This window comes from Rothia amarae (assembly GCF_042677725.1).
GTDB lineage: Bacteria > Actinomycetota > Actinomycetes > Actinomycetales > Micrococcaceae > Rothia > Rothia amarae.
The window spans coordinates 22,351-36,941 of the sequence record NZ_JBHUCN010000006.1 but is presented as its reverse complement, the minus strand read 5'-3'; the positions used below and the strand labels follow the sequence as shown (position 1 = coordinate 36,941).

Genomic DNA, 14,591 nt, shown 5'->3' with positions numbered 1-14,591 from the left:
GACGTTACCCGCGGAAGAAATTTCCCATATCGCGCCGCCCAGCAACCTGCCCGGCGTCGGGAGAAACGATGACGGTCTGTGTAGCAGCGTACTGGACGGAAGGCGTTGAGGAGTCGTCCTCGCGTGGCTCATCTACCACCGATAGCACTGCCGCTGGATCCACGTTGCGTTTGATAACCGCTAAAGCAATCGGCCCGGCTTCCCAGTGTTGCGCCACCGACGTCACCTTGCCTACTTTCTTGGTACCCACGTAAACGCTGGCCCCAACTTCCGGCAGGGTGTGCTCTGAACCATCGAGGTCTAAGAACACCAGGCGGCGAGGCGGGTGACCCAGGTTATGCACGCGCGCAACCGTCTCCTGCCCCTTGTAGCATCCCTTTTCAAGGTGAACCGCAGTACGCATCAAATCGAGCTCATGAGGAATAGTTTTCTCGTCTACCTCATTTCCATAGCGAGGGCGCCAGGCTTCAATACGCAGAGCTTCTGCAGCCCACATTCCAGAGAGGGAAACTTCGGGGGCAATGTCGAGCAAATCTGCCAGCGGAATGATGGAGAAGAAGCGACGCAAACCCTGCCCCGGATGTTCACCGGGGTCAATCTCGGTATAGGCGGTACCGCCAGCAACCACTCCGGGCCAGGGATCACTGAAAATCAGCGCTTTCTGCAATGCTTTTGGAGCCTTTTCCGAAGTGCGCGGATCGTCGAAGGAAACCAAAATTCCATACTCTGCAGAAACGTTCTCAATGTCCACGCGCAACATAAATTTCATGGAGTTCAAGAACGCAGCGAGATCCTCGCCCTGCCCCGATTCTGCGATGAGCCACAGCTTATCGCCATCTTCCACAGCAAAGGGCACAAATTCAACTCGCCCTTGCGCTGAGAGTAAGGTGAGCTCTCGCGAATCGCCGCGTCTCATGCCGTCCATAATCTGCGACGAAAGCGTGGTCATCCACGAATGCCGGTCAGGTCCGGAAACCGTTACGACGTCGAGATGCGAATAATCTGCCACCACAAACTTTTCAGCCCCCAGAATGAAACGGCGCTGTTCTTTGAGAGGCTCCCCGTAATGTGCTGCGACGCCGGCATCGACTCCTGATGCTTCAAAGACGCCGAATTTTTGCAGGAGGGGGCTCTTGAAATCTGCCACTATTATTCGCCCTTAGAGTCTGACTCTTGGTCGGGTTCAGTTGCCGAATCTATCTCAGTATTAAACAGGTGAGACCCTAAATCTAGTCCGTTCATTGAACCGGTCTTACGCAGTTCAGCTGATGCGTGCTTGTGAAGCTTGCCCTGCTCATCTGCAATCTCCCAGTCCCACATGAGATTGCCATTTACTAGACCCCACAGACGGACGGAACCCGCATAATCCTTGGAAATATCATCGCGCATCAGGTTTGCGGTCTGCATTCTTACTACGGGCCCCTTAATCAGACCGGTGTAGTTTTCGCTCATACCACCGGGGTGGGAGATAGTAGCAATGAGGTTGAAGCCATCATCGCCGTTACGTAGCTTCTCTACCGACTCGGCGTCGGGTAAAACCGGAACTACATCTGCTGATTTCAGCCCCGGTCCGACGTCGCCGTCTTGCTGGGGGCGGTCAATCTGCCAGAAACCGGTTTCAACGGTGAGAGGGCGTAACTTGTTGCCTTCATCGTCCAGAAGGAATGATTCAGCACGGTATTCGATAAAGGGAAGACCGTCTTGAGTGAAAGTAATAATCTGTCCGAAAGGAGTACCGTCTTCCCCCTCGTACCAGAGGGATCCGGTGCCCTCCCACTGGCCCAGTAACCAGGAGAAGGGAACAAGTTCAGGAGTTAGGTTAGTTGGAATTTCAATAGGCATATTAAAAGTCTAAAACCTTTCTCGCCTCCCACAGCAAGATTCTGTCTGCCAGCATAAAAATACATCCTGCTCAATCCATAAATTGAGCAGGATGCATGAACGCATTCGGTACCTCCGCAAGAAGCCTCACCGCATTCTTGGGAGGAGGTTGATTTCAGGGACTTACTTCTGGCCCTTGAAGAGACCCATCAAAACGACAGCGATGCTACCGAAAATCATGACTCCGGCAAGTGCCAAAAGGCAAAGGAAGAAAATTTCTAGTGCTACTAACATGTGTTTTAGACTACCACGTGACTGATGAACAGGGCGATTAGATAACCCAAAACTCCAACAAAAGCTACCGGTGTTACGCCCAGGGTTATAGCACCGCGGCGAGGTCCTTCTTTAGGTCCTGCCGAAATCATCCGAATACCAAACGTTCCAAGTATTAAAGCGATTCCTACGCCAATACCAATCAGCAAACTGGAGCTCTGGCTGGCTCGGTAGAAATCTGCGAGCGCGACCCAGCCTGCAACGGATACAGCGGCGAGAACGCCTGTGATGCATGAAATAACCGATTCGAGGCGGCCGATGGCACCTTCGCCTCGGATAAGTTCAACAATGAAGCTAGCTACCACGCCCACGGCAGCAATAGCGGGTAAGAAAGTCAGGCGTTCAACTCCGGTATCAACGAGCGATACTGCAACGGCTGCTAATCCTGCACCTAGGATGATGCAGGAATGCGGTACCACGCGGTTGACGCGGCGTAGTTCAGCCACGCCGGTTGCTGCAGGCCAACCACCTGCGATAAACGCCACAGCCAATACACCGACGGCGGCAGTCAGAATAGGGTGAATAACTGTCGCAATGAGAAAGCTAATGAGGGTGAGCGTAGCTGCTGTTGCTACCAGTCGATACCGAGAAGAGCTCGTAGCACCGATTCGTCCAACACGGCCTTCGTAGACTATGCGATCACGGCGTTCTCGAAGCTGGGGCACGAAAGTCTCAAACCTGTGAGTTTTTGCCACGACGTTCTCTTTATTCACGAATGACCCTTGCTTTCGATGGACAGTATGCGTAGGTGCTCTACTTCTTCTCTATCTTTGCCTATGTTTAGCGAGTAATCCAACCTTAGAGCAGGTGGATTTCTATAAGATAGAAAAAACACCGCTGCGACAACAGAACAGAGAGGATTTTTGCAGATGCATCTTGTCCTCCTGTCCCCTGCCAAGCTACCTAATCCCGATTTTCTGCCCGCATTACAGCTCTTGAGTCATGAAACGGTATTGCTACCCCTTAATGCCTCCATTCAGGCAATTCAGGATAAAGGTTGTCAAGCGGGCATTATTGACGGCACCGACCGTCTCATGGAGGCTCGAAATGGTGCGCAGCTTATTCGGGCGGCTCTTCCGGATCTTCCTTTGCTGATGGTTCTTTCCGAGGGCGGGTTCGCCGCCGTCTCCCCTACGTGGCTGGTAGATGACATCGTGTTCGAGGCTGCAGGCCCTGCTGAATTAGAAGCGCGCTTGCGTATGTTATCTAGCGCACCAACCGAATCGCAGCAAGAGACTACCATTCGTTGCGGTGCCATCCTCATTGACGAAGCCTCATATACCGCTCGCATTAATGGACTTCCTCTAAACCTCACCTATAAAGAGTTTGAACTTCTCAAATTCTTTGCCCAAAATCCCAGTCGCGTTTTTACCAGAGCACAATTGCTCTCAGAGGTGTGGGGACACGATTACTTTGGAGGTACCCGCACGGTAGACGTCCATGTCCGCCGTCTTCGCGCCAAGTTAGGAACAGAGCACGAGCACTTAATCTCTACGGTGCGCAATGTGGGTTATAGTCTCGATACCTCGCGATCAGGAGCAGCTTCTAAAGATTTCAGTTAACTCCGTATGAATTATGCGCCGATGCTCTCGATTATTCTGCTAGATGAGACCATCAGCTCCTGAAGTAAGTCTGCTTTCGGTAGAGTAGATAAGGTACATTGCCTAGGAGGAATAACTGTGAGCGAAATAGAATCAGAGCAGACGTTCTCTGTTCAGACCCTAAAATTGGATGCTACGAACGCAACCGCTTTCTTAGATTTTGCACGAACTATTTCGGCGCAGGATAGCACACCAGCGTTTTCAGAGCAGACGCTCGTTGAAGTACACAAGGCAATAAAGAATCCGCACATCGCAGATTCCCTGCTCTTGGCGCTCGCCGGAGAAAACGATGACGCTGAGTTCACAACGGAGAAACAAATTCTTGGTGCGGTAGTTGCCCTTCTCGATACAGAAAAAGACACTGCAACCATTGAAGGTGCTGTTGCCTCTACCCACCGTGGCCAGGGCATCGGAACGGAGTTGGCTCGTTCCATCAACGAGGCTCTTTCCGAAACCCCTATTCAACTCTACAATTTGTGGGTTCATCAGATTCAGGGTGAGGATGCCTCAGGAGAGCGCAAAGCAGCAGAGCTTTTAGCTCGTTCTTTCGATTACTCACCGGTCAGGGAACTCCGCAAACTACAGCTATGGCTCACCGACGAGGTTCGCCAGAACATTGCCCGCGATCTAGGGCAGGCGCATCTTCCTGAGGGCACGAAAATCGATACATTTAAGCCAGGTATGGACGACGCCGCATGGCTTTCAGCTAATGCGGAGGCATTTGCCAACCACCCCGAGCAGGGTTCCCTCACCGCCGAAGATCTCAACGAGCGAAAGAGCGCGGATTGGTTCCGCGCCGAGGGATTTTTTGTTGCCCGCGCAGATGAAGGGCTGGCAGGTTTTCACTGGACCAAAATCCCCTCCGACCAGGGCGAACTGACCGAAGGCGAAGTCTATGCTGTAGGAATTGTTCCCTCATGGCAGGGGAAGAAGTTAGGCAAAATTCTTACCCTCACAGGAATGGATTATCTCGCGCAGTTCGTCGACGAAGGGGGAAAGCCTCTCGACAAAATCGTTCTTTACGTGGATGCAGACAATACTGCAGCGGTTTCGCTCTATAAGTCACTTGGTTTCGTCGAAGAAACCGTAGACATCATGTACTCCCACCAGGCTTAAGTTTTTTATTTCAAGATAGGAAGGAACACTGTGAGCGCTGAAAAAACAGTAAATACAGAATCCAATGAACCCTCAGATCACTACCATATCGGCGGTGACATCACTAAGATTGAACGCGCTCAGACGCAGGGGGATCGCATTGAAGCGGTAGAGAAAGTCAAACTTCCCCATCTTTCCGGTGATTTCGGAACCGACCGTTTTCTCGACAGGGAAATCAGCTGGTTAGACTTCAATACCCGCGTTCTGGAGTTGGCTGAAGATCCCGATCTTTATTTGTTAGAGCGCCTCAATTTCCTGTCGATTGTAGGCTCGAATCTTGATGAATTCTTTATGGTTCGCGTGGCGGGTCTACGCCGCCGTATTGCAACCGGTATCGCTGTTCCCTCTGCCGCAGGTATGACCCCCGATGAGCAGATGGAAGAAATCTCCGAATCAGCTCACCAGCTGATGGAGCGCCAGCATCGCTGTTTCCATGAGGAGGTTTTGCCTGCGCTCGAAAAGGAACAAATCCGCATTGTTAAATGGTCAGATTTGGAGGACGAAGCGAAAGCTCGCTTGACCTCTTTCTTCAGCGATGAGGTTTTCCCCATCTTGACCCCGCTGGCAGTCGATCCTGCGCACCCCTTTCCCTATATTTCGGGGCTCTCGCTCAATCTGGCAGTCGTTGTGCGTAACCCACAAACCGGTAAGGAGCTCTTTGCCCGTTTGAAGGTGCCCGATCAGCTTAACCGTATGATTTCTATCGACGGCTCACGAGCGGTGAATTCGCCGTCTCGGGAAGCCCGCTTCATTGCGCTCGAAGACGTCATCGCTCAGCACCTGGACATGATGTTCCCCGGCATGGAGGTGTTGGAAGTTCACGCTTTCCGCGTGACCCGTAATGAAGACCTCGAAGTTGAAGAGGACGACGCCGAAAATCTTCTGCAGGCATTGGAAAAGGAGCTTTTGCGCCGCCGTTTTGGGCCTCCGGTTCGTTTGGAAGTTGAAGATACCATCAACCCCAACGTTCTTGAACTACTCATTTCTGAGCTCAGCATTGATGAGTCAGAGGTCTACCGCCTACCCGCTCCGTTGGATTTGCGTGGAATGGGCGCCATCGTTAACGCAAACCGCCCCGCCTTGCACTATCCCAAGCACATTGCGCATACCTCCCGATGGCTCAACGAGAACGAAACGTCTAAGGCCGCAAATGTCTTCGCGGCAACCCGCGCTCACGACGTTTTGCTCCATCACCCCTATGATTCATTTGCGACCAGCGTGCAAGCGTTTTTGGAACAGGCTGCTGCAGATCCAAACGTCATGGCTATCAAGCAGACTCTGTATCGCACTTCTGGCGACTCCCCCATTGTCGATGCGCTGATTGAAGCTGCAGAAGCTGGTAAGCAGGTTTTGGCACTGGTAGAAATCAAAGCGCGCTTTGATGAGGAAGCCAACATCAAGTGGGCGCGTAAGCTCGAACGTGCTGGCGTGCATGTGGTCTACGGCATCGTCGGCTTGAAGACCCACTGTAAGCTTTCGCTGGTGGTTCGAAAAGAAGGCGATTCGCTACGCCGTTACTGCCATATCGGTACCGGTAACTACCACCCCTCAACTGCACGATTCTATGAGGATCTCGGTTTGCTCACCTGCGACCCGCAGATTACTGAGGACGTTTCCCGCCTGTTCAATCAGCTCTCGGGTTACGCTCCCAAAACCACCTACCGTTCATTGCTGGTAGCCCCACGCTCGATTCGATCCGGTTTGATTGATTACATCAATAAAGAAATCGAACACAGCATGGCAGGACGCAAGGCGAAGATTCAGATTAAATGCAACTCCATGGTGGATGAGGCAATTATCGATTCGCTCTACCGCGCCTCGCAGTCTGGTGTGGAAGTCAACGTAGTGGTTCGTGGCATCTGTGCTTTGCGCCCCGGTGTTCCCGGTCTTTCAGAGAATATCCGTGTGCGTTCTGTGCTGGGTAGGTTCTTGGAACACTCCCGTGTGTTCACCTTTGAAAATGCAGGGAACCCCAAGGTCTACATTGGTTCAGCAGATATGATGCACCGCAACCTTGATCGCCGTGTGGAGGCTCTGGTAAGTATCAAGGCACAGCGTAACCGCGAATATCTGCTGGATATGTTCGACCGCTACATGTCTAAGAAGACCTCAACATGGCACCTTGAGGCAGATGGTCATTGGGAGCGCCACAGCAAGGACGATCAAGGAAACCGATTGGTTGATATCCAGTCCTACTACTTGGAGTCTCGAGATAAGCGAAAGAGAAAATAGACTCTTTAGCCCACATCATGCCAGATAGCCTGTCCACGTTTTTACAGGCAGGTATCTAGCCATAGAATGTCCATGAACAAGTTTTTGTTCATGGACATTCTTATTCTCGAAAAAGGTTCCGATATCTATGCCCAAGACGCCGGTTTATTCTGCTTTTCGTTGCGATGGTGAATACTCAAAAATCCGCCGTGCTGTGCCCGATGTAGATGTTACGGCTGCTGGGTGTCTCATCTGGCGCTATGCCAAAGAGCGACTAGAGCTACTCATAATTCACCGCCCTCATTACGATGACTGGTCCTGGCCAAAGGGCAAAGTCGATGACGGCGAAACTATCCCCGAAACCGCTATCCGTGAGGTTCGCGAAGAAGTTGGGCTCCACGTAACCCTCGGCGTCCCTCTGGCTGTCACCCATTACAAGGTCAAACACGGAACTAAAGATGTCTACTACTGGTCGGCACAGGTCGATTCCTCCACCAAACCCAAGGCAGACGGCGACGAAGTAGATAAACTTCGCTGGGTCACCCCGAAAGAAGCACGTCAGCTTCTCACCAATGCAACGGATACAGAGCCTCTCGATGCCCTCGAGAAACTCTGGAAAGACGGCGATCTCGCCACCCGTTCTGTCATTATTGTGCGCCATGCGAAAGCCAAGCCCCGCTCATCCTGGAGTGCGGCAGAAGGCGAGCGCCCACTAGCAGCTACCGGTAAACGTCAGGCTTTGGCGGTTTGCCGCCTGTTGCATGCCTGGATGCCGAAAAAAGTTTATTCTTCCCCCTGGATACGTTGTATGCAGACGGTTGCTAATTTTCAGAAGCAATCCGGCACACCTATCAAAACTAAGTCGCAGATAACTGAGGCAGCCCATAAGCGCCATCCCAAGCGAGCTGCGCGCGTCATCGAGCAGCTCTTCGAAAAAGATTACTCGGTGGCGCTGTGCACCCACCGCCCTGTGCTCCCTACTGTCCTGGATGTTCTCCGAACACATGGAAACAAGCATCTTGCGGCGCAACTACCTACAGAAGACCCTTACCTGGTTCCCGGCGAAATGTTGGTGATGCAGATTTCTCGCCGCAACAACCACCGAATGATCTCTTTGGAGCAGATTCGCCCGTTTGGTGACTAGAGATTTATTGGCAGAGGGAATTACGACTTTTATTCGGCCCCGCGGTAAGCAAGCTGGCTGGGTCTGGCGTCAATCGCCTCAATGAGCGCTCGCGAATCCAGGCGAGAGGGATCGTTTGCTGATGCGATGCCGAATTAATGAAGCATTTTATGGCTAGGATGGAGACATGAATTCCTCTGTACCCACTCCTTACGAAGATTTGTTGTGCGAAGTCCTAGAACACGGGGACGATAAATCTGACCGCACCGGAACCGGCACCCGATCTGTTTTTGGTCGTCAGATGCGCTTTGATTTGAAAGATTCCTTCCCGCTTATCACGACCAAGCGAGTTCATTTCAAGTCGGTAGCTCTTGAGCTTCTGTGGTTTTTGCGCGGGGAATCTAACGTGAAGTGGTTGCAGGAGCGCGGTGTCAGTATCTGGGACGAATGGGCAGATGAGGACGGCGAGCTAGGTCCGGTTTACGGTGTTCAGTGGCGTTCTTGGCCTGCGGGACATGGGGAAACGATCGACCAAATAGCCAATGTCGTGAAATCGCTCAAAACTAACCCTGATTCTCGCCGTCATATTGTTTCTGCATGGAATCCAGCAGAAGTTGATTCGATGGCTTTGCCGCCGTGCCATGCGTTGTTCCAGTTCTATGTGAAGCATGTGGACGACGGTCCCGATGAGCTCTCGTGTCAGCTTTATCAGCGCAGTGCCGACATGTTCTTAGGGGTGCCCTTCAATATCGCCTCCTATGCGTTACTAACCTATATCATCGCTGAAGAAGTGGGAATGGTTCCCGGCGAATTCGTGTGGACCGGTGGAGACTGCCATATCTATTCCAATCATTTCGAGCAGGTAAAAGAGCAGCTCTCTCGCGAGCCCTACCCTTACCCTCGTTTGAATATCAAGAACAAGAAGCCTTCACTCGCTCAGTATGAGTTCGAGGATTTTGAGCTGGAGGATTACCAGCATCACCCCACTATCAAAGCACCGATTGCTGTATAGGAGTCTCTTACTATGTCTGACCTTCCCGTCCTTGGTGCCGTATGGGCGCAGTCGCTCAACGCCGTCATCGGCCGCGATGGAGGTATGCCCTGGTACGCCCCAGAAGACTTAGCTCATTTCAAAGAGGTAACGCTGGGTTCTCCGGTCATTATGGGGCGGAAAACGTGGGAGTCTTTCCCCGAGCAGTATCGCCCCCTTCCTGACCGTGAAAATTTTGTGGTTACTTCCCGTGTTGATCGGCCGGTGGCAGCCGATGGAGCGCTGTGGGTGCCGTCCTTCGATGTTGTCCTTCGGTTGGCTTGTGAGGGCGCCGAAAAAGTCTGGCTGATTGGCGGTTCTTCCCTCTTTTCGGCGGTGATTGATCGACATGATTTAGATGGAGTCCAAGGCTCTGCAATTACCGTGGTGGAGCGAACCGTGTTTGAAGGCGTTGTAGAAGGCGACTCGAACGCCCCTGACCTGGATGCACAGTGGCTTCTAGACTCAGCCACGGCCTACAAGACGAGCGATCGCGGTTGGATTCTGCCTCACTCAGACGGAGAGAAGAAGCCCTTATCGTTCCGCTTTGAGAGATGGACACGCGGCTCCTAAAACGGGCACGGTCCTGTTAAAACCTGCTGTGCCCTAAATCTTCGGTTTACTCTGTGAAATATGGCTGAATTCGTTCATCCTGTCCCGATAGACTGACACTATGACTTTTACATCCGGTGACTCAGTAGGTTTTGTTGGCTATCGCGGCATGGTTGGTTCTGTGCTGATGAAGCGCATGGTCGAAGAGGGCGATTTTAAAAACATAACCCCCGTCTTCTTCTCCACTTCCCAGGCAGGGCAACCTGCTCCTACTTTCAACGGTGAGCTCGACGAAAACATTCTGCAGGACGCCCGCGATCTTGAGGCTCTTGCCCAGTTGCCGATTATCGTTACCGCTCAGGGTGGTGACTATACTAAGGAAGTTCATCCCAGGCTCCGCGAACGTGGGTGGGATGGTATCTGGATTGATGCTGCCTCCACTTTGCGGATGAATGACGATTCCGTGATTGTTCTTGACCCCATCAATCGCGACGTCATTGACCGGGGGCTTGATTCGGGTATCAAAGATTTCATTGGTGGTAACTGCACGGTATCGTGCTTGCTCATGGGTCTTGGCGGCCTGTTCAAGCAGGGTTTGGTTGAATGGGGCACATCGATGACTTACCAGGCCGCATCCGGTGGTGGAGCGCGTCATATGCGCGAAGTTCTCCAGGGCTTTGGCGATTTATCAGGCGTGGTGAGCTCCGAGCTTGCAGACCCGGCATCGGCAATTCTAGAAATCGACCGCAAGGTGCTCGAACTACAACGCTCCGGAGAATTAGAAACTACTCAGTTTGGCGTGCCGCTATCGGGTTCGCTCATTCCCTGGATCGACGCCGATTTAGGAAACGGTCAGTCCAAAGAAGAGTGGAAAGCCGATGCCGAATCCAACAAGATTTTGGGACTAGAAGGCGAGGACCGCGTCATATTAGATGGTCTATGCGTACGTATTGCCACGATGCGCTCCCATTCACAGGCGCTCACTCTCAAGCTCACCGAGAACCTTTCAGTTTCTGAAATTGAGAAGATTATCGATGAAGACAATGAGTGGTCCAAGGTTGTTCCTAACGAGAAGGAAGCCTCGATGAATGATTTGACCCCCGTAGCGGCGTCGGGCTCTCTCACCATCCCCGTGGGACGTATTCGTAAGATGGCTATGGGGCCACAGTACATCAGTGCCTTCACCGTAGGCGATCAGCTACTATGGGGAGCTGCTGAGCCTGTGCGCCGTATGCTTAAGATTGCTACCGGAACTCTGTAACCCGAAAGAGCTTTTACTATGCCTTCACTAGATGTGCCCTCGCATGACGTGCGAGCCCAACCTAAGCACGCTGAATTTTGCGAGGGTATTTCTGGTCTTATCCCTGCGGTGGATAAGAACTCAGACGTGCCCCCTTATTCGCAGATTCGACGCGCGGTGATTGCAGCCCGCGCCGCTGGCAACTTACAGCCAGGTGACCGTCTACCTCCTATGCGGATGCTAGCTCAGCAACTTGGTCTTGCCGTCAATACTGTTGCGAAAGCTTACAAGGAACTCGAAGCGGCAGGAGCCATCGAGACGCACGGGCGGGCAGGTAGTTTTATCACCGCGATGGATTCAACCTCACAGAAAAAGCACGAATTAACCAGCCGTTATATAGCATCCATGCGGAAACTAGGGTTGGAAGATGCTGAGATACTCGAAGTTTGTACCCACGAGCTGGGGCTGGATCACTAACTTAGGGGTGTTCGTGGTAGTGCTCTCCCGTGGGGCAGAAATGATTCTGCCGACCGAATTTTAGCCACCGAGCATTCTGCTTCTTCTGGTTGCGTTTCTCGGCTTGAGTCGTAATTTCACGCCAGATATTGAGCACTTTCGCCTTGCCCCAGGTATTGAGTCGGTGCGCCCAATGAAATTCTGTGCCCCACAGCCCCATTCCAAGAAAAATGAAGAGCCAGCCCGGACCAGGGGTGACCAGCATAACGAGCCCTGCTACGAGCAACAGGAAACCTAGAGTAATGACCAGCAAGCGGTAGAACATGAGCAATAGCAGGTGGTGCGCCATAAAAGTGCGCATGCGAGCCATGGCTCCGTGTAAGCGCCCGGATTCGCTTCCAGCTATCTCCCGGTCTAAAGCCATGTGCTCCCCTCACCCTTGCCGGCTAAAACAAACTGATTCTCAGAGAACCGTGCACCACAGAATGCATCTGTGATGCGCGGTTTATGTGCTTCTACAGAGAAGTTCCAACGATGACCGGCTCGGGTTCCATCTGGATGCCGAATGCCTTCTTCACACCATCCTGAACTGAGCTGGCGATGGCGAGCAAATCTGAGCAGCTTGCTTCACCTCGATTAGTGATAGCCAAGGTGTGTTTGGTGGAAAGGGAGGCGCGACCGTCGGCAATTCCTCGGCTCTCACCCTCTAAACCAAATCCTTTGTCAAAGCCAGCGTGCTCAATGAGCCAGCCGGCGCTGAGTTTAGTTTTGCCTTCGATAACGTTCTGGCCGCTGGCATCGGTGACCGGAAAACGCGGGGCGTCCTCTGGCAAACTATCCAACTCATCTGAATCAACAATGGGGTTGGTAAAGAACGAGCCGGTGGAATATGTATCTCTGTCTTCAGTGTCAAGCACCATCCCCTTGGAGGCGCGAAGCTTCAGCACGGTATCGCGAACTAGTTGCGAGTTCGCACGCTGGCCCACCTCGACGTCGAGTTGCCGGGCAAGTTCGCCGTAGCGGATAGGGGCTGAGAGAGTTCCAAGAGTGAATTGGAAGTCAACGCTGAGCACCACATAACGAGGTGAACCATTAACAGTGTTTTGCTTGAGAATAGAATCTCGATACCCAAATTTGAGGTCTGCTAGAGCAAAAGTCTTACGGGCATTCTTCTGTCGATCCCATGTATGCACCTGAGAAATCGTTTGGGATACTTCAGCGCCATAAGCGCCTACGTTTTGCACCGGGGTAGCACCAACGGTGCCGGGAATGCCTGAGAGGGCTTCTATACCTACCCATTCATTTTCAATAGCATGAGCTACGAATGCATCCCACTGGTGCCCTGCCTGAACTCGAATATTAGCCCCACCGCACTGAGGAACACCCAGATCTTCAATGCCGTGAGAGGCGATATGAACTACGGTGCCGTCATATCCTGCATCAGCAACTAAGATATTCGAACCACCGCCCACAATCAGCAGGTTCTCGCTTTGGCGATCCGCCGCAGATACGGCGTCGATAATTTCTTGTTCGGTGGTAGCTCGCACATAGTTGCGAGCTGCTCCGCCTACAGCGGCGGTAGTGATGTCTTTGAGATGCATAGTAGTCACCTTTTTAGTTTAGCTTCTGCTCATTGCGCTCAGGCACGCTCGTCTATCAGCGAAGAAACGCTATTTCTTATCCACCTGCGAAAGCGCACCTGTTTCTGGAGTAATCACGGGGTTCATGCTGGTCTGTGGATCATAAGTCGATACGTTAGTGGTACGCTCGCTCAGAATTTCGCGCTGGGACGATGGCTGAAGATGGCGGGTGAGAAAGAGTGAGATAACGATAAACACCAGCACAGCCAGGAGGGCGTTACGGATGCCCCAGTGCTCGCCAAGCAAGCCCAACGCAGGAGGTCCGCCAAGGAATGCGGCGTAGCCAATGGTAGAAACTACGGAAACTCGAATTGCAGCCTTCATTGGATCATCAGATGCTGCTGACATACCCGTGGGGAATCCCAGGGAAGCGCCCAGCCCCCAGATGAACAGACCAATGAAGCCCAGCGGCACGTTCGGCGCAAAAATAAACACCGCTAGTCCAATAATCGCCATCGAACAGGTCACGCGTAGAACCTTCACACGTCCAAACTTATTCAGCAGACCAGTACCCATGAAACGACCGGTCATCATAGCGATAACAAAGAACGTGTATCCCAGCGAACCAACTGTCTTATCCGCACCGTAATCGTGGGTAAGAGCAAGCGCCACCCAGTCGTTGGCAGAACCCTCAGCCAGCGCCATGCCCAGCACAAAAATGCCAATAAAAATGGTGTGCTTGTCGCGCCAAGCATCCCGCACCCGGTAGGAACCAACCTGGGAGAGCGCCTGAGTGTCGTCCTGCCCGTAGTTCTCGCTGTGGCACCCGCGCAATGCCCACAACACGGTGGCGAAAATAATGACGGCAAAATAAATCATGTGCCACATGAAAGATACGCCCAAGCGGGTGTCCAAGGTACCCAGCCCCGCGCCTATCACCGTGCCGATGGAAAAGAATCCATGCATAATCGGGGTAACGAATCGACCGAGTGCTCGCTCTGCTGAAACACCCTGCACATTAGCTGCCACATTTGAAGAAGCCATGCCAACGCCATCGAGCACGAGCCCCAGAACAGCTAGCGGAATGCTCGATATCGAAACGGCGATACCGACCAGCGCAATTCCCGCACAGGCAAGGGAATACCCCAGAATAAGAGTTTTTCGTGACCCTATCTTGCTGACCAGATAGCCAGAGAACGTCACTGAGGAAAAAGAACCAACGGTCATACCCAAGAGCAGCATACCCATCGGTCCGGCGGAGAGGTTAAGACCGGTGGAGACATCAGGGAGTCGCGCAAGAAGGGACGAGGTCAAAAGTCCGCTGGCAAAAAATATTGCAAGGACAGCTCTGTACCACGTCTTAATTTCCTGCTGATCCAGTTTCTCTACCCTTTCCATAACTCCCTTTCAGCACGGAAAACATATAGTGTGCGCAGACACAAGACTTTTCCAGTTTAAAGATGCCTCCGGCTGTGATTCCATTTTCGTG

The 14,591-nt window shown here is 52.5% G+C and carries 14 protein-coding genes; 8 read left to right on the top strand and 6 right to left on the bottom strand.

The annotated features are described in order from the left end of the window. Positions 1-4: 4 nt before the first annotated feature. The 3 genes from ygfZ to ACFR81_RS02680 form a co-directional block, all read right to left on the bottom strand. Complete coding sequence (ygfZ, locus tag ACFR81_RS02690) at positions 5-1,150, bottom strand: CAF17-like 4Fe-4S cluster assembly/insertion protein YgfZ (protein WP_068169108.1); 1,146 nt, start codon at positions 1,148-1,150, stop codon at positions 5-7. Next, positions 1,150-1,842 (bottom strand): heme-binding beta-barrel domain-containing protein, encoded by a 693-nt coding sequence (locus ACFR81_RS02685; RefSeq protein ID WP_068169111.1) that lies wholly within the window; start codon positions 1,840-1,842, stop codon positions 1,150-1,152. The genes ygfZ and ACFR81_RS02685 overlap by 1 nt, the downstream gene beginning before the upstream one ends. Positions 1,843-2,120: 278 nt before the next feature. Then, positions 2,121-2,867: a hypothetical protein gene (locus ACFR81_RS02680; protein ID WP_145176345.1), complete on the bottom strand. Its 747-nt coding sequence runs from the start codon at positions 2,865-2,867 to the stop codon at positions 2,121-2,123. A gap of 156 nt (positions 2,868-3,023) precedes the next feature. On the opposite strand from ACFR81_RS02680, the gene ACFR81_RS02675 reads away from it, so the two are divergent. The 8 genes from ACFR81_RS02675 (at position 3,024) to ACFR81_RS02640 (ending at position 11,543) form a co-directional block, all read left to right on the top strand. Then, positions 3,024-3,716 (top strand): winged helix-turn-helix transcriptional regulator, encoded by a 693-nt coding sequence (locus tag ACFR81_RS02675; RefSeq protein WP_190617959.1) that lies wholly within the window; start codon positions 3,024-3,026, stop codon positions 3,714-3,716. A gap of 117 nt (positions 3,717-3,833) precedes the next feature. Continuing rightward, positions 3,834-4,871, top strand: a complete 1,038-nt coding sequence (gene mshD / locus ACFR81_RS02670; protein ID WP_190617957.1) for a mycothiol synthase — start codon at positions 3,834-3,836, stop codon at positions 4,869-4,871. Between the two features lie 30 nt (positions 4,872-4,901). Next, positions 4,902-7,142: an RNA degradosome polyphosphate kinase gene (locus ACFR81_RS02665; protein WP_343876253.1), complete on the top strand. Its 2,241-nt coding sequence runs from the start codon at positions 4,902-4,904 to the stop codon at positions 7,140-7,142. Between the two features lie 127 nt (positions 7,143-7,269). Further along, the gene (locus ACFR81_RS02660; protein WP_343876254.1) at positions 7,270-8,265 is read left to right on the top strand and encodes an NUDIX hydrolase; all 996 of its coding nucleotides are present in this window, start codon (positions 7,270-7,272) and stop codon (positions 8,263-8,265) included. 166 nt (positions 8,266-8,431) lie between these two features. Further along, entirely contained in the window at positions 8,432-9,256 is an 825-nt protein-coding gene (locus ACFR81_RS02655; RefSeq protein WP_068169125.1) for a thymidylate synthase, read from the top strand. A gap of 12 nt (positions 9,257-9,268) precedes the next feature. Next, on the top strand, positions 9,269-9,847 hold the full coding sequence (locus ACFR81_RS02650) for a dihydrofolate reductase (protein WP_343876255.1): 579 nt from the start codon (positions 9,269-9,271) through the stop codon (positions 9,845-9,847). A gap of 100 nt (positions 9,848-9,947) precedes the next feature. Then, the gene (gene asd, locus ACFR81_RS02645) at positions 9,948-11,087 is read left to right on the top strand and encodes an aspartate-semialdehyde dehydrogenase (protein WP_343876256.1); all 1,140 of its coding nucleotides are present in this window, start codon (positions 9,948-9,950) and stop codon (positions 11,085-11,087) included. 18 nt (positions 11,088-11,105) lie between these two features. Further along, a complete protein-coding gene (locus ACFR81_RS02640; RefSeq protein ID WP_343876257.1) occupies positions 11,106-11,543 on the top strand; it encodes a GntR family transcriptional regulator in 438 nt (145 codons plus the stop codon). 1 nt (position 11,544) lies between these two features. Here ACFR81_RS02640 and ACFR81_RS02635 read toward each other — a convergent pair whose 3' ends face one another. The 3 genes from ACFR81_RS02635 to ACFR81_RS02625 form a co-directional block, all read right to left on the bottom strand. Next, positions 11,545-11,946, bottom strand: a complete 402-nt coding sequence (locus ACFR81_RS02635; protein WP_068169136.1) for a PGPGW domain-containing protein — start codon at positions 11,944-11,946, stop codon at positions 11,545-11,547. Positions 11,947-12,037: 91 nt separating this feature from the next. Further along, positions 12,038-13,132: a UDP-N-acetylmuramate dehydrogenase gene (locus tag ACFR81_RS02630; RefSeq protein ID WP_151145435.1), complete on the bottom strand. Its 1,095-nt coding sequence runs from the start codon at positions 13,130-13,132 to the stop codon at positions 12,038-12,040. Between the two features lie 60 nt (positions 13,133-13,192). Further along, positions 13,193-14,500, bottom strand: a complete 1,308-nt coding sequence (locus tag ACFR81_RS02625) for an MFS transporter (RefSeq protein WP_343876258.1) — start codon at positions 14,498-14,500, stop codon at positions 13,193-13,195. Positions 14,501-14,591: the final 91 nt, after the last annotated feature.